Source organism: Dongia soli (assembly GCF_034044715.1).
GTDB lineage: Bacteria > Pseudomonadota > Alphaproteobacteria > Dongiales > Dongiaceae > Dongia_B > Dongia_B soli.
In genome coordinates, this window is the sequence record NZ_JAXCLW010000001.1 from 218,333 (window position 1) to 239,417 (window position 21,085).

The window sequence follows — 21,085 nt, forward strand, 5'->3', positions numbered from 1 at the left end:
GCAACTTTGTCGGGTCCTGTGGAACTCTCAAGCGGAAAAGTCGTTGTTAGAGTACGCCGCGCTTAACGAGATTCAACGACATTCGAGGAAAGCAATGGCACGAGAGACTTATTCCTCCACACATAGCAGTTCCACGCAATCCGGATCGGCCCAGGAATCGGTAGACCAGGTGATGAAAGAATTCCGTTCTTTGGCCGCTTCGTTTGACGAATTGTTGGCTTCCGGCGGCGCGGGGACGGAAAAGCTCGCCCAGCTCCGTGACCAGGCGGCAGAGAAGCTAAAACAAGCCAGGGAAGTATTCGGTAATTTCGAACGCGGTACGCTCCAGCGAGCGAAGGACGTTGCCTCCAAGTCCGATGAATATGTTCACACAAATCCCTGGACCGCCGTCGGATTGGGTGTCGGCGTCGGGTTCCTTTTAGGCCTCTTGGTCAGCCGTCGCTGATTCAGGCGGTCTCTATGGCCACCGACCCCCGCGGACCCGAAGCTATTCCCGCCGGCCCCGCAGCCCGTTTGCTGGGAGTCGGCGGGCGTATGCTCAGCGCGATCATCGCCGGCGTTCAGACCCGCGCCGAGCTGCTGCTTGTCGAAATGTCGGCCGAGCGCGCGAAACTGGGGAGCATGGCGGCGCTTGGCGTTGCCGCGAGCTTCGCGGTTTTGCTCGGCCTCGTTTTCACCTCTGCCGTGGTGATTGTTTACTTCTGGGACAACCATCGGCTGGCAGCGGTCTGCGCCGTCGCCGCTTTCTACTGGATCGTGGCGGTTGCTTTGGTCGTCACACTTATGCGAAAGATTCAACGGCAGGCCCCGCCCTTTGCGGCGACAATAGACGCCCTGCGACGGGATTACATAGCCTTGACCGGGCAATCTCCCAACACGCCAAAATTGGGCGAGCGCGACTAGATGATTAAGCATGAAACGGCGATTGCCGCCCTGCAGAATGAAGCGGAAAGGCAACGCCGGGAGATCGCGGCGGCGGCGAGCGAGTACCTGATTTTAACCGCGCCAGTTGACCGGACAGTCTACCGCGTCCGACACTTCTTCGATGACCATCCTATACTCACCGCCCTTGGCATGACCGCAGGCACCCTCGTTACTGCCGGTACCGTGGTCAGGCTGGCCGGTACGGCAAGCAAAGTCCTGCAGGGCGGTATCGCGCTTCTCGGCGTTGTGCGAATGCTGCGGGGCTCATAGCTCCGCAGTCTACTCACCGACCTGCAGTAACAGGCCGCGCCGCCTCGCCAGGGCGAAAGCATAGAGATAGATGCCAAGCCCGACGCTCATCAGCAAGGCATTCAAGCCAATCGACGCAGCGAAATAATCCCAACGGAAGACGTGATCGAACAGCACACCCCGCATGCCCTCAAAGACATAGGTCGAGGGCAGCGACCAGGATATCACGCGCAACCAATCCGGCAGGACCTCGACCGGATAATAGACGCATGAAATCGGCGCCAGCATAAAGACCAGGAACCAGGCGAGATTTTCCGCCGCGAGACCGAAACGCAGGATCATCGCCGAGACGATCAGCCCCAGACCGCATCCCATGATTAGAAGATTGAAGAAAAAGGCCCCCAGCGGCAGTCCCATCGAAAAGATCGAATAGCCGTAAAACGGAATCGCCAGGAGCATTGCCGGCAGCACACCGATCAGCGCCCGGACCAGCGCCATGACGATCAACGCAGCGATATGCTCGATTGGCCGCAGCGGGCTACAGAAAAGATTGGCCAAATTGCGCGACCACAATTCTTCAAGAAAGGACAGGGAGAAGCCGAGCTGGCTGCGAAACAGCACGTCCCATAACATGACCGCGGAGATCAACACGCCGAAGGCATTGGCCAGCCAGGAACTATGGGCATAAAGGAAGGTGCTGAAGAAGCCCCAGATGATCATCTGCATGGTCGGCCAATAGGCCATTTCGATCAACCGAGGCCAGGATGTCCGCAGCACATAGAAATGCCGCAGCACCATTGCGGCGATCCGGCTGAGCGCAGAATCGCGAAAGCGCGGCGTTGCGGACATATGTCGGTCAGCGGTCATCTCGGCATGCCTTTCAATTCGGTCCGATGTCGCGGTCCGAGGGCGGCCCACCGCTCAGCAGATCGGCTTCGCCGCGGCCAGCCGAAAAGCCAGCGCGGCGGTCCCGCGCGATATCGAGGAACACCTCTTCCAAATTCTGGCGACTATAGCGTTCGATGAGATCCTGCGGCGCGCCGGCATCGACGATGCAGCCCTGGCGCATCATCAGGACATGATCGGCCAGCCGCTCGACCTCGCCCATGTTGTGAGAAGCGAGCAGAATCGCCGCGCCGTGCCGCGCCTGATAACCTTCCAGATAGGCCCGGACCCAATCGGCGGTGTCGGGGTCGAGCGAGGCGGTCGGCTCGTCGAGCAAAAGCAGCTCCGGCAGGTTCAGCATCGCCTTGGCTAAAGCCACCCGCGTCTTCTGGCCGGCCGACAAGGTGCCGACGCGCCGGTCGGCCAAAGCCCTCAGTTCCAGCTCCTCGACGACCGCCTTGATCCGGACGGCCCGGTCCAGCAGCCCGTAGAGCCTGGCGAAAACTTCCAGGTTTTGCCGCACCGTGAGACGGTGCGGCAATTCGACATAGGGCGAGGAGAAGTTCATTCGCGGTAACAGATAGTGGCGTCGGCTCGCCAGATCCTCGCCGAACAGGCGAATGGTGCCGGCGCTGGGCTGAAGCAGGCCGAGCAGCATTGAAATCGTGGTGGTTTTGCCGGCTCCGTTGCCGCCCAGCAACGCCACTGTCTGACCCGCCGGAACGGTGAAATCGATGCCATTGACCGCCGTTACCGCTCCGAAGGTCTTTACCAGGCCTGATACCTGGATCGCGGGCACCTTTTCCGGCTCGGCGCCCGGTAAAATGCGGCGTGCCGATCCAGGCCGGGTGGACAGAGGGTCCGATGTCGGTGTCTTTTGAGCCATGATTGAGGTTACAGCCTTGCTTGTCCGAGGGGTCCGGCAAGGGCTTGCCAAACAAAGCCCTGCCAATTCTTATAAAGGTTGATGATGAGCGTGACCACAGCCACGGCAACATTCCAGCCGAGACCGACGCGCAGCAGTCGCGGCCGTTTGCGGGTGCGAACGCTTGCCGTCATCCGCTGGATCGCCGTTGCCGGCCAGGCCGCTGCATTGCTCGTGGTGCAATTCGGCCTGGGCTATCAACTCCCGCTCTTGCCCTGTTTGATCGCTGTTGCCGCCTTGGCGCTGGTTAATCTGCTGGGTCAGATCAGGCGCCGACAATCGCAAAGACTGATGACAGACCGCGAGGCAGCCTTTTTCTTTGCCTTCGATATCGTTCAGCTCGCGGTCCTACTGTATCTGACCGGCGGGTTGCATAATCCCTTTTCAGTGCTGATCCTAGCACCGGTGACGGTCGCCGCTGCCGCGTTATCCCTGCGTAGCACGATGGGTCTCGCCGCGCTATCGATCCTCAGCGTCAATGTATTGGCGATCTATCACATGCCGCTGCCCTGGGGCGACGGCACCTTTGTCCTGCCGCGAATTCTTCTGATCGCTTTGGCCATCGCCCTCGCTTTGGCTGTCATCTTCATCACCTTCTATGTGTTCCGGGTGGCGGAAGAAATGCGCCGCATGTCCGATGCACTCAGCGAAGCGCAGGCTTCACTCGATCGCGAACAGCGCCTGTCTTCCTTAGGTGCGTTGGCAGCCGCTGCAGCCCATGAACTAGGGAGTCCGCTGGGCACGATCTCCGTGATCGCCAAGGAGCTGGCGCATGATCTGCCCAATGACAGCCCCTTTCGCTCGGATGTCGATCTGCTGCTCAGCCAAAGCGCCCGCTGCCGTGAGATTTTGAAGGAATTGTCCAGCCGGCCGGCAGAGAGCGGCGAACATCCCTTCGAAATGATCCCCGCGACCTTGATGGTGGAACTGGCTGCCGCGCCGCATCAGCAGCCGCATGTCGCCTTGCGCATCGAAACCAAGCCCGATCCGGTCGATCCTGATGTGCCGCTGGTCCCACATAGACCGGAAATCCTGCATGCCTTCGGCAATCTGATGCAGAACGCCATCGAATTTGCCCAACGGGAAGTCAAGGTCAATGTCGCCTGGAGCCGTGAATGGCTGTCGATCGTCGTTAGCGACGACGGTCCCGGCTTTTCCGATACATTGCTGGCCCGGCTGGGCGATCCCTATCTATCCAGCGCAGCCCGCGGTGATACTGAAAGCCGCCCCGGCGATCATATGGGGCTTGGCATTTTCATCGCACAGAACCTGATTGAGCGGACGGGCGGCACCGTCGGTTTCCAGAACAACAGCTATCACGGTGCCGAAGTTCGCGTGACCTGGCCAAGAGAGAGCCTCGAGAATGACTGAAGATTCCGACAAGACACTTCTGATCGTTGATGATGATGCGCCTTACCGCCAGCGTCTTGCCCAGGCCATGGAACGCCGCGGCTTTGCGGTGCAACAAGCGGAATCGGTGATGGCCGGAATCGCCACGGCCAAGACACAATCGCCCCGCTTTGCCGTCATCGATCTCAGATTGACCGATGGCAGTGGCCTTGATGTCGTCGCCGAGATCCATAAGAGCAATCCCGATTGCCGAGTTGTGATCCTCACAGGTTACGGCAACATCGCCACCGCCGTCGCCGCCATCAAGCAGGGCGCCGCCGATTATCTGCCCAAACCGGCGGATGCCGATCAGGTCGAGGCCGCCTTGCTGCAGAACAAGACCGCTTTGCCGCCGCCGCCCGAACAACCGATGACAGCGGACCGGGTACGCTGGGAGCATATCCAGCGAGTCTTCGAACAATGCGATCGCAATGTTTCGGAAACGGCGCGGCGCTTACGCATGCATCGACGTACCCTGCAGCGCATCCTGGCGAAATACGCGCCCAAGAACTGACCATTGGTCAGCTGACGGTGGGCCCGCCATTAAGCCTTTGCAATTCCAGGCGGTAATTTCTGGTTGCCTTTGTTCGTTGGGCGTTATATCCGATTGGGAACAACGGAACCAAGCAAAGGCCTGAGCCATTATGCGCCAGTCACAGAATCAAACCGTTGAAGGAATGATGAAGCCGTTCACGCGCCGGCACCTGGTCGCCCGCATCGCCGGCATCTTGGCGATCGCTGCCGGATTGACGACCGGTATCCATGTCTCGGTCCGAGCCGACGAGCCTGTCCGCCTGACGATCTTTGCCGCCGCCAGCCTCCAGAATGCGATCGACGATGTGAATGCCGCCTTCGCAGCCAAATACCCCGCTGTCCTGAAATCCTCCTATGCCAGCAGCTCGGCTTTGGCGAAACAGATCGAAGCCGGCGCCCAGGCGGATATCTTCATTTCCGCCGATTTGGACTGGATGAAATATATCGCCAACCGCCAATTGGTCGCCGAGGGAACAGAGCACAATCTGCTGGGCAACCGGCTGGCTTTGGTCGCCAAGGCCGATGATCCGGTGAAGATCAAACTGGCCCCCTCCGTGGATTTGCATCAAACACTGGGCGATGGCCGTCTTGCCATGGGGGAGGTCAAGAGCGTTCCCGCCGGTAAATACGGCAAGGCCGCGTTGGAAAATCTCGGCATCTGGGACAAGGTCCAGGACCGCGTCGTCGCTGCGGCCAATGTACGCGCGGCCCTGAAGCTGGTCTCGCTCGGCGAAGCGAAGATGGGAATTGTCTATGAAAGCGATGCCAAGCTCGACAAAAGCGTGCGGGTCGTCGACACCTTCCCCGAAAACAGCCATCCCGCAATCATATATCCGGCGGCCGTCACGAAATACGCCGCCGGCCGCCAGGATGGCGGTGCGGATCTCGCGAAGGCCTATGCCGATTTCCTGCGCAGCGAGACAGCGACCAAGATCTTTGCCGGCTATGGCTTCACGCCGCTGAAGTAACGGATAACAGGCAAAATACGGCCGGCTCCGCAACGGCGGCGCCGGCCTTTGTCATTTCCGGCTCGCGGAGTCTGGTTTTGCCGCTGCCAGGGCATCCAGCCTTTTGAGCGACGCCGCCGCCGCCGCCTGGGCCCTGGTATCAATATCGGCAAGCCAGGCCAGGACATCGCGGCCCGCTGAGGTCAGCGCGGCGCCGCCGCCGCCGCTGCCGCCGGGTGCCTTCTCGACCAGCGGTTCGCGAAAGGCGCCATTCACTTCCTCAACCAGCAGCCAGGCGCGCCGATACGACATCCCCATCGAGCGCCCCGCTGCCGAGATCGAACCGAGATCGTCGATCAATTGCAACAGCCGGCGCTTGCCCGGCCCCAACCGGCCACCGGTTGCGAGATCCACGCGGAATGAGAGATGCGCCATTTATTATCGGCCTTCGAACACTGCGGAATGGCGATTCTAGTCTTCCACCAGCGCCTGCCAAGTCTTTTGCGCCACCATTAGCGCGGCAGCCCCACCCGCTCCGAGGCCGGACGCGCCTGCAGCATGTTATCGATCAGTCGTCCCTGATAGAGCGACAGGCCGAGATCCTGGCCGATATCGATCGCTTGTTGATGATCGACCCGGCAGAGAATGACGCGCTCACGGCCGATCCGGTCGATGGCATCGCGCAGTTCGCCGGCATGCCGGCCTTTGACATGATCGATGAAGGCCGGTGTCCAGATGACTTTCACCAGATCGAAACCGAGCAGCTTGCGATCGATCAGCGGCAACATCAGATGCGGCACCGCATCGATCATCAGCTTGTAGCCGCGTTCCTTCAGGAAATCGCGGGCGAAGAGATAATCGCCGGGGTCAGAAAACACTTCGATCGCCGGAAGTTCGATGGAGATCGCACCCCGGTCCTTCTGGTTTGTAAGGCGATCGAATTCCAGAAAGTCGCGGCCGAGCACGGTCGCCAGAGTCAGGTTGAGGCTGGCATGGTTCAGCATGTCGCGATATTCGCGTTGCGCCAGCAAGGCCAGCATGCGCTGATCCAGCACCCGCGACAGATGCTGGAACAGCCATTTATCCGAGGTAACGTCGTAGCCGGGCAGCACCGTATCCGCCAGGTAGCGCATGGAAAAGAAGATCTCATGTAAGACCACGGCCGGTCGGTTACCGGGGATCACCGCGCAGATATCCTGTCGCCGCAGCACATTCGCGAGATCGGCCCGCACAATGGCGCGTTCCAGGGCTTCCAGATTGTTGAGATCGAGGACGGCGCCGCTGCTGGCAGGCGTCTGGCTGTCGAGATGGCGCTGCGCCGTTTCGGCTGCGCACAAAACCTGCTTGCGGCCGTCATTCATCTGCTCGACGCGAGCGAAAAAGTCCGCATAGGCGGTGTTAAGATCGTACCAGGTGCAGAAATCTTCCTCGCTTTGCTCCGCGCCGTGCACGGCAAAAAGCGGATCCTCGCTGAACAGAAATCTGACCTTCAGGATGCAGGCGTCGATATCGGCGATGGTGGCGCCCTTCGCCAGGACAATCACATTGTTGTTGTAGATCGGATAGATACCGGCATCGTATTTCTTGACCAGCGGTTCCAGCGTTTTGGCGATGATGCGCAGATGCTGGGGGCGTTGATGATGGGGCCGCAGCAGCGAGACCTTGATTTCCACTGCCTGCCAGCCGGCACGATGACGATCGAGACGCCGGGCATAATCCAGCAAAACCTCTTCAGCGGATAGCGTCCGCGTATCCTTGAACCACTCGACCATGCGATCCCATCATTCCAGCGCAAACCGGCGAACGTTAATGGGACAAGATAAATTTTGTGCTAATGGCGGGCCAAGAATTCGGCGCTTACAGCTATTTAGCCTGTATCACCGGGTATGCAGCCACCACCTTTGTTCATTGATCGAATAGACCGGCTGATAGTGCTTGATGGAACTGGCCGGCACGACAGTGCCGATTTGATTATCCAGCACCATCGGCACGTTATCGACATAGACCACCAGGATGGCATGGCCGATACCAAGGTTGAGGTCGCGCAGGGCGACGACACGCATATCTTCGATCGGCACGCCCAGGGCTTTCAGCGCCATGTATTTGGAAATCGCGAAATCCTCGCAATCCCCGTTCTTTTTTAGAAATTCGAAGGGCGTCGCCCAATAATCCTCCTGTCCCCAATTATTGATATCGAGGATATAGGGATGGAGGTTCATCTCGCGATTGACCTCCTTCAGTTGGGTTTTCAGGTCCTTTCCCTTCAATCTGCCGATCAACTCGTTCCAGCCTTTGGTGCTGCAGGTCGGCCCGTTGCAGGCCACGCCATCCTTCCACCGTTTCAGCATCGCGGTCCATTTGGGGAACTTCTTCATATTGCTGGAAGGAAGCTCGAAGGTGCCGAAAAGTTTCGGATAGCTGCGCGCCGCCGCGGGCTGCGCCGGTTGGATCAACAGCAACAGGACAAAGGGTGCCATCAGGAGGGGCAGCAGGCTGCGCCATCGGCGCAAGCGAAGAGCGATGGCGCAGGAGCCGGCCATCCCGATACCGCCGATCAGGACGATGGTCAGCAAGGCGAACATCCGGATCCTGTCACAGGGGAAAAGGCCTTCTACCGCTTCGGTTGTATCTAATGTGCCCCTTACGGACAATATATCTGATATTCGTTATGCTAAGTCGGCACTTTGGCCAGATTGGCTCAAGAGAGCATTAATTATTCGTTAATTGGTGGCCTGTGAGTATGGTGATAAAATTCGACTAAAGATCGCGCCATGCCAACGAGGCCTGGGACGACCATCCCGAATCGGGCAAGGTTGCCGAACACCGTCTGACTAGAAATGTCGGGGTGCGCGGAGTTGAGGAACAGCAGGAGAGTGACCGTGACGATCGGATCCGACCAGCCGGATAGCCATGGCAACCCCCCATCCCCGGCCGGTTCGGGCGGTGGACAGAATGCCGGATTGTTTGACGACACTCGGGCCCGCCCGAAATTCGACTTTCGCATCTTGTTTCCTATCTTATTGCTGGCGTTGCTGGCGGTGGCCGGCATCTGGGCCATCAACCAATTCGTGCGCCAGGAGCAGCAACAGGAACAGACCCAGTGGCAAGTGCGCATGGGGATCATCGCCGACAGCCGGGCGGCGGAGGTCAGTCGCTGGCTCGACCGGCAGACCAAGGACCTGATGGGCATCGCCGATAACGAGTCGGTTCAGCTCTATGTGAGCTCCATCGCCGAATTCAACGCAGCGGCGACAACCGGCAAGCAGGACCCCAACCAGCAGGATGAGAGCGCCGGCTTCAAGGAATATCTCCGCAATCTGCTCACGGTGACTGCCGAGCGTACCGGTTTCAGCAGCAACAAGTCCCAACCGGTTAAAGCCAACGAACAGCCGGCTAGCGTCACCGGCCTGTTGATTACCGACATGCAGGGCGGCCTGATCGCCACCTCGGCCGACGCGCCGCCTTTCGATGGGCAGGTGAAGGATTTCGTGCTGAATGTCCGCGCCGGCGATACCGGCATCAGCCCGATGTATCTCAACAGCCGCGGCAATCCCAGCCTGGTTTTCGTCGTGCCGCTCTACGCCGTGCAGTCAGATAATGCCGCGACCTCGCAGATCGGGCGGATCGTCGGCGTGAAGGAAATCGGCAACGAGCTTTTCCCGCTGCTACGCCAACCGGGCGAGACCAGCCAGACCGCCGTCACTGCGCTGCTTCAACGCAATGGAGACAAGGTGGTCTATCTGTCGCCCATCGCCGACGAGAAGCAGCCGATCTCACCGCTGGGATTGGAGATGGATATCGCCACGCCCAAGCTCGACGCCGCTTTCGCTGTGGAGAAGGTCAACAGCTTCGCCACGGATCGCCGGGATTACGGGGCGAAGGATGTGCTGGTTACCTCGCGCAACTTGTCCCAGGTGCCCTGGGTCTTGATGTATACGGTGAGTTACCAGGAAGCTCTGGGTGCGGCCGATGCCCGCTTCCGGCAATTGGCGACTTATCTGGGCCTCGCACTCTTGATCCTGGCGATTGCGATCATCGCCGTCTGGCGTCACGGCTCCTCGCGCCGCGCCAGCCTGGCTGCCGCACAATTCAAATCAGTAGCCAGAAAATTTGAGGAGCAGAAGGAACTGCTGCAGCTCGTCACCGACAGCCAGCCCACCAGCATCTTCATCCTCGACAGCCAAAATCGTTATCGCTTCGCCAATGCCCAGACGGCGCGACAGGCCAATCTGTCGTCTGGCGATCTGTTGGGCAAGGAAGTGAATGCCGTCTTGGGGCCTGCTGCTGCCAAGCGGTATGTCGATCTCAGCAAGCAGGTCCGTGAACTCGGCACCAGCATCACCGATGTTGCACGGCAGGAGCAGGACAACAAGCTCAAGGTGGTGCAGACCGAGCAGATCCCGCTGCGCGGCCATGCCGGCATGGGCGATGATGTGCTGACTGTCGAACGCGATATCACCGATGTCGTCACCGAACGCGAGCGCCGCTCTCGTACCTTACAGCAATTGGTCAAGACTTTGGTCGAGGTGGTCGATAAGCGCGATCCCTTCGCCGCCAACCATTCGACCCGGGTGGCAGCGGTCGCGCGGGCAACCGCCGTCGAAATGGGCTTGACCGAAACCGAGATCGAAACCGCCGAAATCGCCGGCAATCTTCTCAATCTCGGCAAGATCCTGATCCCCAGCGATCTGCTCGCCAAGACCAGCAACCTGACCCAGGACGAGCTCAATCTGGTTCGCAACAGCATCCAGATGAGTGCCGACCTGCTGCGGGATATCGAGTTCGACGGCCCGGTCGTCGATACGCTGCGTCAGGCCCAGGCCCGCTGGGACGGCACCGGAACGCCTGCCCTCGCCGGGGAAGAAATCCTGGTGACCGCCCGCATCATCGCCGTCGCCAATGCCCTGGTCGGTATGACCAGCAATCGCGCCTTCCGCGCCGCCTTGGATATCGACGACGCCATCGAGCGATTGCTGAAGGATTCGGGCAAGGCTTTCGACCGGCGCGTCATCGCGGCTCTCGTCAATTATATCGACAATCACGGCGGACGGGCCGATCTCGGCGCCATGTCGATGCCGCAAGAAGCAACCGTCTAAGCCAAAGCCGGTGAACACGAATCACGCCGGTCCCGATAAAGGGATCGGCGCTTCGGTCTTTTCAAATGGCAATCGTTTGATGAGCCGGATCAGCCAGATCGACCCGCATCAGCCGCCGGCAGGCAGTCTGGGCAATGCGCAGGATCTGAGCGCGGCGGCGGGCGCTATGCAGCGGTGTCGCCGGGGCCGGACGAATGATGGCGGCGCCATGCCGGTCAGCCAGAATCAGGCCGCTTTCCCCGGGCAGGATGTCCCGGGGAAAATCCGGGGCCACAGCGAAGAAAAAGCGGTCACAGAATTCCAGATAGTCCCGCCACTTGCGGTCGGTCTGGAAATCCGCGCGGCAGCTCTTGATTTCGACAATGATGATCTGCCCCTGATCGTCGATCGCCGCCAGATCGGCGCGCCGCCCATTCGGCAAGGGTAATTCGCCCACCGCCGCGAAACCCAAATCGGCAAACATCGCCGTGACGCCGCGGCAGAGCTGCACTGCATCAATTCCGACATCGCAAACCGTCAGCGCCTGAGTTGTCACGACCATTTAACCTCCTGCGGCGATCTCGGCCTTGGCAGAACCCGCCTGCAATTTAACCGATCCGGCCGGGAGAACAGCAAGCTTTACAACAGCAAGCCTTGTTCACAGGCGTCGGCCCCGCTATCAAATGGGCATGAAAGACGAACCCGGGTTGTCTCCCGATACTGCCGAGCCGGATACGGATGCCGATGGCGAGCTTCGCCCGGCGCAGCCGACCGATCCGTCGCAATCGGCGATGCCGCCTACGGCCGATAACCTGGTGATGCCCAGCATTCCCGAAAAGACGCCCAAAGCCCGCCCGCTTCGTCTCGGCCGGCTTTTGCTACGGCTTGTTGTCCTGGCAATAGGCTGTTCCATCATGCTGAGTGTGGTTTACCGCCTGGTGCCACCGCCGGTGACGCCGTTGATGTTGCTGCGTCTGGTGGATGGGAACGGCCTGCACAAAGACTGGGTATCTTATGACGAGATATCGCCGAATCTGCCCCGCGCCGTCATCGCTGCCGAGGATTCCGGTTTTTGCCAACATAATGGTTTCGACTGGACGGCGATGGAGAACGCCTGGCAGCGCAATCAGCACTCGCCGCGCATGCGTGGCGGGAGCACGATCAGCAATCAGACCGCCAAGAATGTCTTTCTTTGGCCCGACCGCACCTATATTCGCAAGGCGATCGAGTTCTATTTCACGGCCTTGATCGAGTTTTTCTGGGGCAAGAAACGCATTCTGGAAATCTATCTCAATGTGGTGGAATGGGGTCCCGGCATCTACGGCGCGGAAGCCGCCGCCCAGGTTCACTTCCACAAACCTGCCAAGGCGTTGACACGCCGTGAAGCAGCTCTTCTGGCCGCGGTCCTGCCAAATCCGCGGCGCTGGTCACCAAGCAAACCCACCGCCTATATCCGCAGCCGCGCCAGCACGATCCAGGCTCGCATGGGTGACATCCCGGACCCGACCACTCATCCCTGCAAGCCCTAGGCTACTGCTTCTTTAATCCTTTTTCAGCAGGTCGCGCAGAGCACTGGTCAAATGCTGCTGCCCCTGATCTGACGCCAGGTTGCGGTTCAACCGTTGCTTGGCCGCCTGGACCTGCATCGCCTGGGCCAAACGCTCCTGCCGTTCCGGCGTCAACAGCCGGTTTGCCAGGGCTTGGCGTTGCGCCATCAGATCGTCCGCCGTTTTCGCCGTGCCCGGCGCAGGGGGAGACTTTTTGCTGGCCGTGGTCCCGAAAAATTTCGCCCAGAATCCCATGTTTTGTTCCTGCATTGCCCTCTTTTGCGGAGGCATAGCAGAATAGCCTTTACACTCCATGAATATGGTGCAGAGAGCCTCTCTTCGGCTGTCGACACATTGTCGGCCGTTCCGCCAAGCCAGGCCTGGCTGCTGCCGGTCGGAGCGCCGGCTGCTACTTAATTTTTAGGCGACGCGCAGCACATCCCGGCGCGGCTGGCCGATGACCCGGAATTGGTCGGCGGTGATGCCTCGCAAATCATTGTTGTCGTTCAGGTGCAGGTCGTATTCCTGCCTGCCCGCCCGAATATTCCAATAGCGGCCGAGGATGTAGCCCTCCCGGCCGTCCGACAGCTGAATGGGCGTGGTGAGTTCCAGCAGTTCTTCGAAGGCAACTTTCCTGCGCATGTTCTCTCTCCTCTTGGGGTTAGAGAAGTTGGGTTAGAGAAGCGCCAAAAGGCCGGGCGCTATCGGTATGCGCTCAAACGCGGTTCTCGCGAAAAGATGGCGCGCCGGCTCTTGGGGGGCCCGTCACGCCATCGCCTGAAAATATGGCGCACTGTGACATCGGCTACCAGAGCGTCCAAGCGTTTCTCCGCAAAAAAATGCTGGGAAAACAATCCATTGCTGGTTGGGAGCATGCTCCCGACTCGTGCTTTAGCTACAAATTTGCAACGCGGTTGCAGTCAAATTTTCTTATAAACTTATTGGAAAGCATTGTTTGCCACGATGTTCCGAAAGTTAGGAACCGATCCGAGGCGGCCACAGCCTTCCATGAGCAAGTCTGATCCCGTGCTTCAGAGACCGGCAAACCAACAGAGCCATGGCGACACCCTCGCCCATGCTGCCGGGGGCATTCTGGCCGGGGGCATTCTTGACCGTGCCGCCCGATGGCCCAATCCCTGGCCGATCGAGCGCGTCCGGGTCAGGGTCATCGTGCCGTTGGTCGTCGTGACCCTTCTGCTTGCCGGCGGTGCCATCTGGCTGATCGATTATTCGGCAATCCAGACGACCCGCACACGGCTTGCCCAGTTGGCCATTTCGGTGGCGCAGCAGATGGACCGCGATACCGAGCAGATCGATGCCCTGCTCGATAGCGGTGTTCGCCTGCTGGAAGGGACGTCGGATATCAACCGGGCGGATGTAAACCGTCTCCAGGAACAAATCCGACCGCGATTGCTCGGCACGCCGCTGATGAAAGGCGTGATCTTCAGTGATCAGACCGGCACGCGGCGGATGGTGACGCGGGATTTCAACGATCCCATCTATGGTTTCGATTCAAACCATTTCTATCAGGACTACCTGAGGAATCCCCAGGCGCACGCCTTTGTCGGGGATGCTTTCCGCTTCACGGTCGAGGGGGTCGGCATCCCGGTGACGCGCGTCGTGCGCAATAGCGATGGTCGGTTGAAGGGCCTGATCACCGTTCTGTTGAACTCCGAACTGCTCAGCGAGTTCTATCGCTCCATCGCGCCGGCACCGAGCGACAATATTTTGCTGGTGCAGCGGGATGGCCGGATCTTGACGGCGAAAACGATGCCGGCCGCTGCAGTCGCGGAAGCCCTGCGGGTGCAGTTGCCCCAGGCCCTGGCGGAAGCCGGCACGGATGCCGGCATGGAATCCTTCGACCTCGTCACCGAATCCGGCATGCTCAATTATGTAGCGGCGAGGCCGGTTCCGAATTTGCCTATTCTCGCCATTGCCATGACGACGCGGCAAGGCGTCATCCACAGCTGGATTCTGCAGGCAAGCATCGTCGCCAGCGTCATTTTGGCTGCCGGTCTGGTTCTGGTTGCCATTACGCTCTATCTCGGCCGCAAGATCATCGCCAATGAGCGTTCCTTGCTGGCGCAGGCCGATTTCACCAACCTGATCATCGATTCCGCCGAGGTGCTTATCTTCGTGCGCAACCGGGAGGGTCAGATCGTCCGTGTCAATAACACGGCGGAGCGGCAACTCGGCTATTCGCTCGTCGAATTGATGGATCAGGAAATCTGGCTGTCGATCCTCCTGCCCGAGGAGCGCGAGGAAGTACGGGCAACTTTCCTGTCGCAAAACCCGCAGGATTATCCCAATCGCCATGACAACTATCTGATTGCCCGAAACGGCGAGAAGCGGCTCTATCGCTGGTCGAATGTGGCGATCCTCGACAAATCCGGCCGCATCTCCCTGGTGATCGGCCTCGGCGAAGACATCACGGCGGCTGCCCAAGCCCGGCAGCTGGAAGAACGCAGTCTGGCCGCGATGAATCATGCGCAGCGTATGGCCGGTATGCGTTATTATTTCCACAGTCCGGAATTCGGTCCAGTCGAGGCTGCTGCCTTTTCCTTCCGCGCCCAGATGGCGGAGGTTTTGGGCATAGCGGTCGATGATCTGCCGGCGGACCAGGACGAATTTATCGAAACCTTCATCCATCCGGACGACCGCGCCGCAACCCGCCAGCATTATCGTGCGTTCAACAACGAAACGGCCGATCAATATTTGATCGAATATCGTATCAATAAGGCGGTCGGTGAAATCCGGTATATTCGCGAAGGCACCAAGCGTCTGCCGGGCAGCGTCGACCACCTGACCCAATCTATCGGCATCATTCAGGACATCACCGATATCCGGCGGACCCAGCTTTCTCTGGAACGTCATGCAACTTTGATGGACCGCGCGCAAGGCATCGCGCGCATGTGCCACTGGTACTTCGAGCCGGCGCCGAACCCAAAAAGCTATGACGATGGGCAATATGTCTATTCCGACAATGCCGCAGATATATTCGGCTTGCCCCCCGCCGAGCTCAACATGCCGGAAACTGACTTCGCCGAGCGCCTGATCCATCCTGACGACCGCGACTTCGTCTATCGCTCCTATCGCGCTTTCGTCGAAGGACCGGATCTGACCTATCAGCGCGTCTATCGGCTGATTTTCCCTGACGGATCGGTGCGGTACATTTCCGATGCCGGTGAGAAACGGCTAACAGCGGAAGGTCGGCTGCTGATGATCCTGGGTATCTCCCAGGATGTCACGACGATGCATAAATCGGAGGTTTCTCTCCGCCGCACCGAAAACCAGCTTCGAAACGCGCTGCGCATTGCCAGCATGGGGCATTGGCATGCCGACCGGGCAGAAGCCTCCGAAGAGGCTTACGTGCTGCAATATTCGGAAGAAGCAGCAGAGATTTTCGGCACGCAATCAGCCGTCCTCAACGGTCTCGCCATCGATGGCTTTGTCAGCCGCTTCGTCGCCCCGGAGGACCAGCGGCAGACCTTAGAGAAAATGCAGCAGTTCTGGCATCGCGACGCGCCCGTCCTGTCGGCAGAATTCCGTATCCTGCGGAGCGATGGTGGCATTCGCATCATCCGCATGATGGGCGAGCGCATCGGGCTCGAAACCGGCGCAAGTCCAGCTCAGGCGGCTCAGGACAATGTCTATGGCAGACCGTCGTCCACGCAGATCATCGGTATGGTGCAGGACATTACCGACTTGCGGTATCATGAACTGGTCCTGCGGCAAACCGAGACCCTGCTGCAGCATGCCCATCGACTGGCCAGGATTGGTTATTGGCTCTGGCAGCCGGGCGACAATCTCGATGCCGGCAATGGCAAGATGACTTATTCCGATGGGCTCCGGGCGATGCTTGGGGTCGATACCGGAGACTACAACAGCGAGACCGAGACCTTCTGCGAATTATATGTCCATCCGGAAGACCGGCAACTGGTGCTGCGGACCTTCCAGGATTATGGGCGAACCGCTATCGATTCGTATAACCTTGATTACCGCTTCATCCGCCTGGATGGTGAGGTTCTCACCTTGCGCTCTGTCGCACAGCGGGTGCGGGATGAGTCCGGGCAGATCCTTCACGCAATCGGCGTCGTCCAGGACATCACCGAACAAAGGCAACGCGAGGAGGAGCTGATCCAGGCCAAGAACGAGGCCGATCTGGCCAACCGGTCGAAGACCGAGTTTCTTGCCAATATGAGTCACGAGCTGCGTACGCCCTTGAACGCCGTGATTGGCTTCTCGCAATTGATCCGCGATCAGGCATTCGGCGCGAACCCCGAGCGATATGTGACTTATGCCGAAGACATCAATACCAGTGGCAAATTGCTGCTGGAACTGATCAACGATATTCTCGACATGTCGCGCATCGAAGCGGGCCGCCATGTCCTGAACGAAGAACAACTGTCGATTTCCGATGCGGTCCAGGATTGCCTGCGCCTGGTCAGCACCCGCGCGAATGAAGGCAAGGTGACGCTGAATTTCATCGCGCCGCCAGACACGCCGATACTTTATGCCGACAGCCGGTCGCTCAAGCAGATCCTGCTGAACGTTCTTTCCAACGCAGTGAAATTCACCCCGCAAAACGGCCGGGTCGATATCGAAGTCCTCCTGCCGGGAAATGGCGGGCTGAACGTGGCGATCAGGGATACCGGCATCGGCATCGCCCCCGATGTCCTGCCGAAGCTGTTTGCCCCATTCCGCCAGGGCGACAATTCCATCAGCCGGCGTTTCGGTGGTACCGGCCTTGGCCTGGCAATCAGCCGCAAGCTCTTGGAGCTGCATGACGGCTCCATCGAGATTGAAAGCGAGCTTGGCAAAGGCACGGTCGTCAGGCTGCATTTTCCGCCGGAGCGGGTCATAGCCATGCCGATACCCGGTCGGGAGCCGTCCCTCGCCAGTTCCTCGGTAACCTCCTGAAATCCGCCTTGAAACAGCCGAAACGCGCAGGACAGCTGCATGCCAGCCCTGCTCGCGAGCGGCTTGCGCTTGCTGCTGATTGTCGTATGTTGGCCGTCATTGGCCTTGGCTGACCGCACTGCATGTCCCGTTGCAGACAGACCCCGCCCGGGCTACCGGTTTTGGAGGTCGATTTGGCTCAGTATCGTTCCCGCACATCCACCCATGGCCGCAATATGGCTGGCGCCCGCGGCCTATGGCGCGCTACCGGCATGAAGGATGCGGATTTTGGCAAACCGATCATCGCCATCGCCAATTCCTTTACCCAGTTCGTTCCCGGCCATGTCCATCTGAAGGATCTCGGCCAGATGGTGGCCCGCGAGATCGAGACCGCCGGAGGTGTTGCCAAGGAATTCAATACCATCGCGGTCGATGACGGTATCGCCATGGGGCATGACGGCATGCTCTACAGCCTGCCCTCGCGGGAGGTCATTGCCGATGCCGTGGAATACATGGCCAATGCGCATTGCGCCGATGCGCTGGTTTGCATTTCCAATTGCGACAAGATCACGCCCGGCATGCTGATGGCGGCCCTCCGTCTCAATATCCCGACCGTCTTCGTGTCCGGCGGCCCGATGGAAGCCGGCAAGCTGATGCTGAAGGACGGCAAGCTGCATTCCCTCGACCTGGTTGACGCCATGGTCGCCGCCGCCGACGACAAGGTTTCGGATGAAGAGGTCGCCAAGATCGAGCGCAGCGCCTGTCCAACTTGCGGCTCTTGCTCCGGCATGTTCACCGCGAATTCGATGAACTGCCTGACCGAGGCGCTGGGCCTGGCCCTCCCCGGCAATGGCACCATCGTCGCGACCCATGCGGCACGCAAGGAGCTGTTCCTGCAAGCCGGCCGCACCGTGGTTGAGCTGACCCGCCGCTATTACGAACAAGATGATCAGAGCGCCCTGCCACGGTCCATCGCCAGCTTCAAGGCATTCGAAAACGCCATGACGCTGGATATCGCCATGGGCGGTTCAACCAACACCGTCCTGCATCTGCTGGCTGCCGCCTATGAGGCCGGGGTCGATTTCCAGATGTCCGATATCGATCGCCTGTCCCGGCACGTGCCGAATGTCTGCAAGGTGGCACCGGCAATCAGCACCGTGCATATCGAGGATGTGCATCGGGCTGGCGGGATCATGGGCATCCTGGGCGAGCTCGACCGTGCCGGGCTGCTGCATACGGAACTGCCGACGGTGCACAGCAAGACTGTCGCGGACGCACTCGCCAAATGGGACGTCAAACGCAGCGATGCCGCCGAGGTCCACAAATTCTACAAGGCATCGCCCGGCGGCGTGCCGACCCAGGTTGCGTTCAGCCAGGACCGCTATTTCGAGGATCTCGATCTCGACCGTGAGAAGGGCGTCATCCGCAATGTCGAAAATGCTTTCAGCAAAGATGGCGGCCTCGCCGTCCTCTACGGCAATATTGCGGTCGATGGCTGCATCGTGAAAACCGCCGGCGTCGATCAGTCGATCCTCACCTTCTCCGGCCCGGCCCGGATTTTTGAAAGCCAGGATGCCGCCGTTGAAGGCATCCTCTTCGGCAAGATCAAAGCGGGCGATGTCGTCGTCATCCGCTACGAAGGTCCGAAGGGTGGTCCGGGCATGCAGGAGATGCTTTATCCGACCAGCTACCTGAAGTCCAAAGGTCTTGGCAAGGCCTGTGCCTTGATCACCGACGGTCGTTTCTCCGGGGGCACGTCCGGCCTGTCGATCGGTCATGCTTCGCCCGAAGCCGCCGAAGGCGGCGCCATCGCGCTGATCGAGGAAGGGGATATGATCGATATCGATATCCCCCAGCGGAAGATCAATGTGCGGGTCAGCGACGAGGTTCTGGCACAGCGGCGCAAGGCGATGGATGCCAAGGGTCGTGACGGCTGGAAGCCGGCGATGAAGCGCAATCGCCAGGTGTCGACAGCGCTTCGGGCCTATGCCGCTTTGACCACCAGCGCCTCCCGGGGTGCGGTCCGCGTTGTCCCGGAAGATTAACGTTACTCACCGCTACAACATGTCATGCGACCGTCGGCATCGGCTGCCGACCGCGACTATGCAGCCGATGACCGCAGGGGGAAAGCCGGGCGATGGATTAGGAAGCCTGAGCGGCCGTGAAATGATCTACGATTTCCGCGATCCGGGCGAGCAAGAATTGGCACTTGCCCTCAATCCGTTGTTCCCCCTCGCCTATGATTACTGGTTGCGATTGTCCGAAAGCCGCCTGCCCCGCCGGGAAGAAATCGACCCCATCGCAGTCGCAAGTATCCTGTCGAACGTCATGCTGCTGGATGTGCTGGAGGGTGGACAGGACTTCCGTTACCGTCTGGCCGGTAGCACGGTCGAGGCCAATTTCGGGGGCAGCCTCAAAGGCGTCGTCCTCTCGGATATTCTGAAGGAGTTCCCCTCCTTCGAACCGATCATCGACGTAAAGCGGCGTTGCGCCGCCACCGCCTCGCCCTATACCTGCGACAAGGCGGTTTTTACGCATTTCGGCACGTTGAAGCGGGTCAATTGCTTTGCCATGCCGCTCTCCGATGACAGCCAGGGGGTCAGCCATCTCTTCGCCATCGGCATTCTCGAACCCGCCAGCCAAACTTAACCGACCATCAATAGCCGGATTGATCGCTCATCGTGCGCTGGCTATGAATAGCCTGCATGCAGACCGAGCCTGCCAGAAAACAACAATCGCCATCAAGCATGAGCCTCAGGGGAGATCGGAGTCATTATGAAGGTATATATCAGCTGCGATATCGAGGGTATCGCCGGCATCACGCATTGGGATGAAGCGACCAAGACCCATCCCACCTATCCTGAATTCCGCGAACAGATGACGCGCGAAGCCATCGCCGCCTGCAACGGGGCGATCGCCGCTGGCGCCACCGAGATCCTGCTGAAGGATGCCCATGACAGCGGACGGAACATCCTGACTGCCGATCTGCCCGAGAGCGTACGGATCATCCGCGGCTGGAGCGGCCATCCGCTCAGCATGGTGCAGGAACTGGATAGCAGCTTCGATGCGGTCATGTTGATTGGCTATCACTCGAAAGCCGGTGCCGAAGGCAATCCGCTCGCCCATACCATGACCGGCCGCGTTAGCCACATCACCTTGAACGGTGTCGTCGCATCCGAATTCCTGCTGCACAGCTATGCGGCGGCCATGCATAATGTGCCTGTCGTGCTGGTCAGCGGCGACAAAGGATTGGGTGAGGACGTCAAGGCGCTCAATCCGAATATCAGTACCGTCGCCACCAGCGAAGGTATCGGACGCTCAACTGTCAGCATCGCGCCGCAAAAGGCGGTCCGCGTGATCGAGGCAACGGCGGAAGAAGCTTTGCGCGGCAATCGCGCTGCCTGCCGCCTGACCCTGCCGACGGCCTTCAAGCTGGAAATCGCCTTCAACAACCCCACCGACGCTTATGCGACGTCCTGGTATCCTGGCGCGCGCCACCTTGGCAATCGCACTGTCGGCTTCGAAACCAGCGATTATTTCGAAGTCCTGCGCGCGCTCAAATTCATCCTGAAGGTCTGATCGATACGGTTCCGGCAGCCGGCCTCTCTCACTGGCTGCCGGTTACTCGAGGCAAGATCACGGCGTCACGAGACGCACCGCATAAGCCAGCAGGGTTACTGCCAGAACGCCGGCGCACCATAAGCCGACGAA

General features: G+C 59.7%; 20 protein-coding genes. 12 read left to right on the forward strand and 8 right to left on the reverse strand.

All coding sequences use genetic code 11. The annotated features are described in order from the left end of the window. Positions 1 to 43 precede the first annotated feature (43 nt). Genes SMD27_RS01010 through SMD27_RS01020 form a run of 3 tightly spaced genes read left to right on the forward strand, consistent with a single transcriptional unit; the run spans position 44 to position 1,194 of the window. Positions 44 to 445, forward strand: coding sequence for a DUF883 family protein (locus SMD27_RS01010; protein ID WP_320506476.1), 402 nt, complete (start codon positions 44 to 46; stop codon positions 443 to 445). 14 nt (positions 446 to 459) lie between these two features. Further along, positions 460 to 903, forward strand: coding sequence for a phage holin family protein (locus tag SMD27_RS01015; protein ID WP_320506477.1), 444 nt, complete (start codon positions 460 to 462; stop codon positions 901 to 903). Beyond that, the gene (locus tag SMD27_RS01020) at positions 904 to 1,194 is read left to right on the forward strand and encodes a hypothetical protein (RefSeq protein ID WP_320506478.1); all 291 of its coding nucleotides are present in this window, start codon (positions 904 to 906) and stop codon (positions 1,192 to 1,194) included. It abuts the gene before it with no gap. Positions 1,195 to 1,203: 9 nt separating this feature from the next. On the opposite strand, the gene SMD27_RS01025 is transcribed toward SMD27_RS01020, so the two are convergent. After that, positions 1,204 to 2,040 (reverse strand): ABC transporter permease, encoded by an 837-nt coding sequence (locus tag SMD27_RS01025; RefSeq protein WP_320506479.1) that lies wholly within the window; start codon positions 2,038 to 2,040, stop codon positions 1,204 to 1,206. Between the two features lie 13 nt (positions 2,041 to 2,053). Continuing rightward, a complete protein-coding gene (locus SMD27_RS01030; protein ID WP_320506480.1) occupies positions 2,054 to 2,944 on the reverse strand; it encodes an ABC transporter ATP-binding protein in 891 nt (296 codons plus the stop codon). Positions 2,945 to 3,028: 84 nt separating this feature from the next. Here SMD27_RS01030 and SMD27_RS01035 point away from each other — a divergent pair, with 84 nt between their 5' ends. The 3 genes from SMD27_RS01035 to modA all read left to right on the forward strand — a co-directional run bounded on the left by SMD27_RS01035 (position 3,029) and on the right by modA (position 5,874). Next, a complete protein-coding gene (locus SMD27_RS01035; protein WP_379991191.1) occupies positions 3,029 to 4,354 on the forward strand; it encodes an ActS/PrrB/RegB family redox-sensitive histidine kinase in 1,326 nt (441 codons plus the stop codon). Then, positions 4,347 to 4,886 carry an ActR/PrrA/RegA family redox response regulator transcription factor gene (locus tag SMD27_RS01040; RefSeq protein WP_320506482.1) on the forward strand — a complete coding sequence of 180 codons (540 nt, stop codon included), beginning with the start codon at positions 4,347 to 4,349 and terminating at the stop codon, positions 4,884 to 4,886. Before SMD27_RS01035 ends, SMD27_RS01040 begins: the two co-directional genes overlap by 8 nt. A gap of 163 nt (positions 4,887 to 5,049) precedes the next feature. After that, the gene (modA, locus tag SMD27_RS01045; RefSeq protein WP_320506483.1) at positions 5,050 to 5,874 is read left to right on the forward strand and encodes a molybdate ABC transporter substrate-binding protein; all 825 of its coding nucleotides are present in this window, start codon (positions 5,050 to 5,052) and stop codon (positions 5,872 to 5,874) included. 51 nt (positions 5,875 to 5,925) lie between these two features. Here the strand turns inward: modA and SMD27_RS01050 are convergent, their stop codons facing one another. From SMD27_RS01050 to SMD27_RS01060, 3 genes are all read right to left on the reverse strand, one after another. After that, the gene (locus SMD27_RS01050; RefSeq protein ID WP_320506484.1) at positions 5,926 to 6,288 is read right to left on the reverse strand and encodes a winged helix-turn-helix domain-containing protein; all 363 of its coding nucleotides are present in this window, start codon (positions 6,286 to 6,288) and stop codon (positions 5,926 to 5,928) included. 77 nt (positions 6,289 to 6,365) lie between these two features. Beyond that, a complete protein-coding gene (locus tag SMD27_RS01055; protein WP_320506485.1) occupies positions 6,366 to 7,625 on the reverse strand; it encodes a hypothetical protein in 1,260 nt (419 codons plus the stop codon). A gap of 105 nt (positions 7,626 to 7,730) precedes the next feature. Next, a complete protein-coding gene (locus SMD27_RS01060; RefSeq protein WP_320506486.1) occupies positions 7,731 to 8,435 on the reverse strand; it encodes a transglutaminase-like cysteine peptidase in 705 nt (234 codons plus the stop codon). Between the two features lie 297 nt (positions 8,436 to 8,732). Here SMD27_RS01060 and SMD27_RS01065 point away from each other — a divergent pair, with 297 nt between their 5' ends. Continuing rightward, a complete protein-coding gene (locus SMD27_RS01065; RefSeq protein ID WP_320506487.1) occupies positions 8,733 to 10,949 on the forward strand; it encodes an HD-GYP domain-containing protein in 2,217 nt (738 codons plus the stop codon). A 61-nt stretch (positions 10,950 to 11,010) separates the two neighbouring features. Here SMD27_RS01065 and SMD27_RS01070 read toward each other — a convergent pair whose 3' ends face one another. Next, a complete protein-coding gene (locus tag SMD27_RS01070) occupies positions 11,011 to 11,490 on the reverse strand; it encodes an MmcB family DNA repair protein (protein ID WP_320506488.1) in 480 nt (159 codons plus the stop codon). Positions 11,491 to 11,617: 127 nt separating this feature from the next. Between SMD27_RS01070 and mtgA the strand changes: the two genes are divergently transcribed. Next, on the forward strand, positions 11,618 to 12,457 hold the full coding sequence (gene mtgA, locus SMD27_RS01075; protein ID WP_320506489.1) for a monofunctional biosynthetic peptidoglycan transglycosylase: 840 nt from the start codon (positions 11,618 to 11,620) through the stop codon (positions 12,455 to 12,457). A 12-nt stretch (positions 12,458 to 12,469) separates the two neighbouring features. Here the strand turns inward: mtgA and SMD27_RS01080 are convergent, their stop codons facing one another. Together SMD27_RS01080 and SMD27_RS01085 are read right to left on the reverse strand one after the other, a co-directional pair. Then, positions 12,470 to 12,745, reverse strand: coding sequence for a hypothetical protein (locus tag SMD27_RS01080; protein WP_320506490.1), 276 nt, complete (start codon positions 12,743 to 12,745; stop codon positions 12,470 to 12,472). A 150-nt stretch (positions 12,746 to 12,895) separates the two neighbouring features. Then, positions 12,896 to 13,117, reverse strand: coding sequence for a hypothetical protein (locus SMD27_RS01085; protein WP_320506491.1), 222 nt, complete (start codon positions 13,115 to 13,117; stop codon positions 12,896 to 12,898). Between the two features lie 366 nt (positions 13,118 to 13,483). On the opposite strand from SMD27_RS01085, the gene SMD27_RS01090 reads away from it, so the two are divergent. The 4 genes from SMD27_RS01090 (at position 13,484) to SMD27_RS01105 (ending at position 20,953) form a co-directional block, all read left to right on the forward strand. Beyond that, positions 13,484 to 17,395 carry a PAS domain-containing protein gene (locus tag SMD27_RS01090; protein WP_320506492.1) on the forward strand — a complete coding sequence of 1,304 codons (3,912 nt, stop codon included), beginning with the start codon at positions 13,484 to 13,486 and terminating at the stop codon, positions 17,393 to 17,395. Between the two features lie 173 nt (positions 17,396 to 17,568). Further along, complete coding sequence (gene ilvD, locus SMD27_RS01095) at positions 17,569 to 19,419, forward strand: dihydroxy-acid dehydratase (RefSeq protein ID WP_320506493.1); 1,851 nt, start codon at positions 17,569 to 17,571, stop codon at positions 19,417 to 19,419. Between the two features lie 121 nt (positions 19,420 to 19,540). Further along, entirely contained in the window at positions 19,541 to 20,023 is a 483-nt protein-coding gene (locus SMD27_RS01100) for a PAS domain-containing protein (RefSeq protein ID WP_320506494.1), read from the forward strand. A gap of 126 nt (positions 20,024 to 20,149) precedes the next feature. Beyond that, positions 20,150 to 20,953, forward strand: a complete 804-nt coding sequence (locus SMD27_RS01105) for a M55 family metallopeptidase (RefSeq protein ID WP_320506495.1) — start codon at positions 20,150 to 20,152, stop codon at positions 20,951 to 20,953. Positions 20,954 to 21,085: the final 132 nt, after the last annotated feature.

Bases quoted from the DNA above. Each gene is read 5' to 3' on its own strand.
- mtgA (WP_320506489.1), top strand. From the start codon at position 11,618: ATGAAAGACGAACCCGGGTTGTCTCCCGATACTGCCGAGCCGGATACG.
- SMD27_RS01035 (WP_379991191.1), top strand. From the start codon at position 3,029: ATGAGCGTGACCACAGCCACGGCAACATTCCAGCCGAGACCGACGCGC.
- SMD27_RS01050 (WP_320506484.1), bottom strand. From the start codon at position 6,288: ATGGCGCATCTCTCATTCCGCGTGGATCTCGCAACCGGTGGCCGGTTG.
- SMD27_RS01030 (WP_320506480.1), bottom strand. From the start codon at position 2,944: ATGGCTCAAAAGACACCGACATCGGACCCTCTGTCCACCCGGCCTGGA.
- SMD27_RS01105 (WP_320506495.1), top strand. From the start codon at position 20,150: ATGAAGGTATATATCAGCTGCGATATCGAGGGTATCGCCGGCATCACG.
- SMD27_RS01020 (WP_320506478.1), top strand. From the start codon at position 904: ATGATTAAGCATGAAACGGCGATTGCCGCCCTGCAGAATGAAGCGGAA.
- SMD27_RS01060 (WP_320506486.1), bottom strand. From the start codon at position 8,435: ATGTTCGCCTTGCTGACCATCGTCCTGATCGGCGGTATCGGGATGGCC.
- SMD27_RS01090 (WP_320506492.1), top strand. From the start codon at position 13,484: ATGAGCAAGTCTGATCCCGTGCTTCAGAGACCGGCAAACCAACAGAGC.
- SMD27_RS01055 (WP_320506485.1), bottom strand. From the start codon at position 7,625: ATGGTCGAGTGGTTCAAGGATACGCGGACGCTATCCGCTGAAGAGGTT.
- SMD27_RS01040 (WP_320506482.1), top strand. From the start codon at position 4,347: ATGACTGAAGATTCCGACAAGACACTTCTGATCGTTGATGATGATGCG.
- SMD27_RS01015 (WP_320506477.1), top strand. From the start codon at position 460: ATGGCCACCGACCCCCGCGGACCCGAAGCTATTCCCGCCGGCCCCGCA.
- SMD27_RS01100 (WP_320506494.1), top strand. From the start codon at position 19,541: ATGATCTACGATTTCCGCGATCCGGGCGAGCAAGAATTGGCACTTGCC.
- SMD27_RS01080 (WP_320506490.1), bottom strand. From the start codon at position 12,745: ATGCAGGAACAAAACATGGGATTCTGGGCGAAATTTTTCGGGACCACG.
- SMD27_RS01025 (WP_320506479.1), bottom strand. From the start codon at position 2,040: ATGACCGCTGACCGACATATGTCCGCAACGCCGCGCTTTCGCGATTCT.
- SMD27_RS01085 (WP_320506491.1), bottom strand. From the start codon at position 13,117: ATGCGCAGGAAAGTTGCCTTCGAAGAACTGCTGGAACTCACCACGCCC.
- SMD27_RS01070 (WP_320506488.1), bottom strand. From the start codon at position 11,490: ATGGTCGTGACAACTCAGGCGCTGACGGTTTGCGATGTCGGAATTGAT.
- modA (WP_320506483.1), top strand. From the start codon at position 5,050: ATGATGAAGCCGTTCACGCGCCGGCACCTGGTCGCCCGCATCGCCGGC.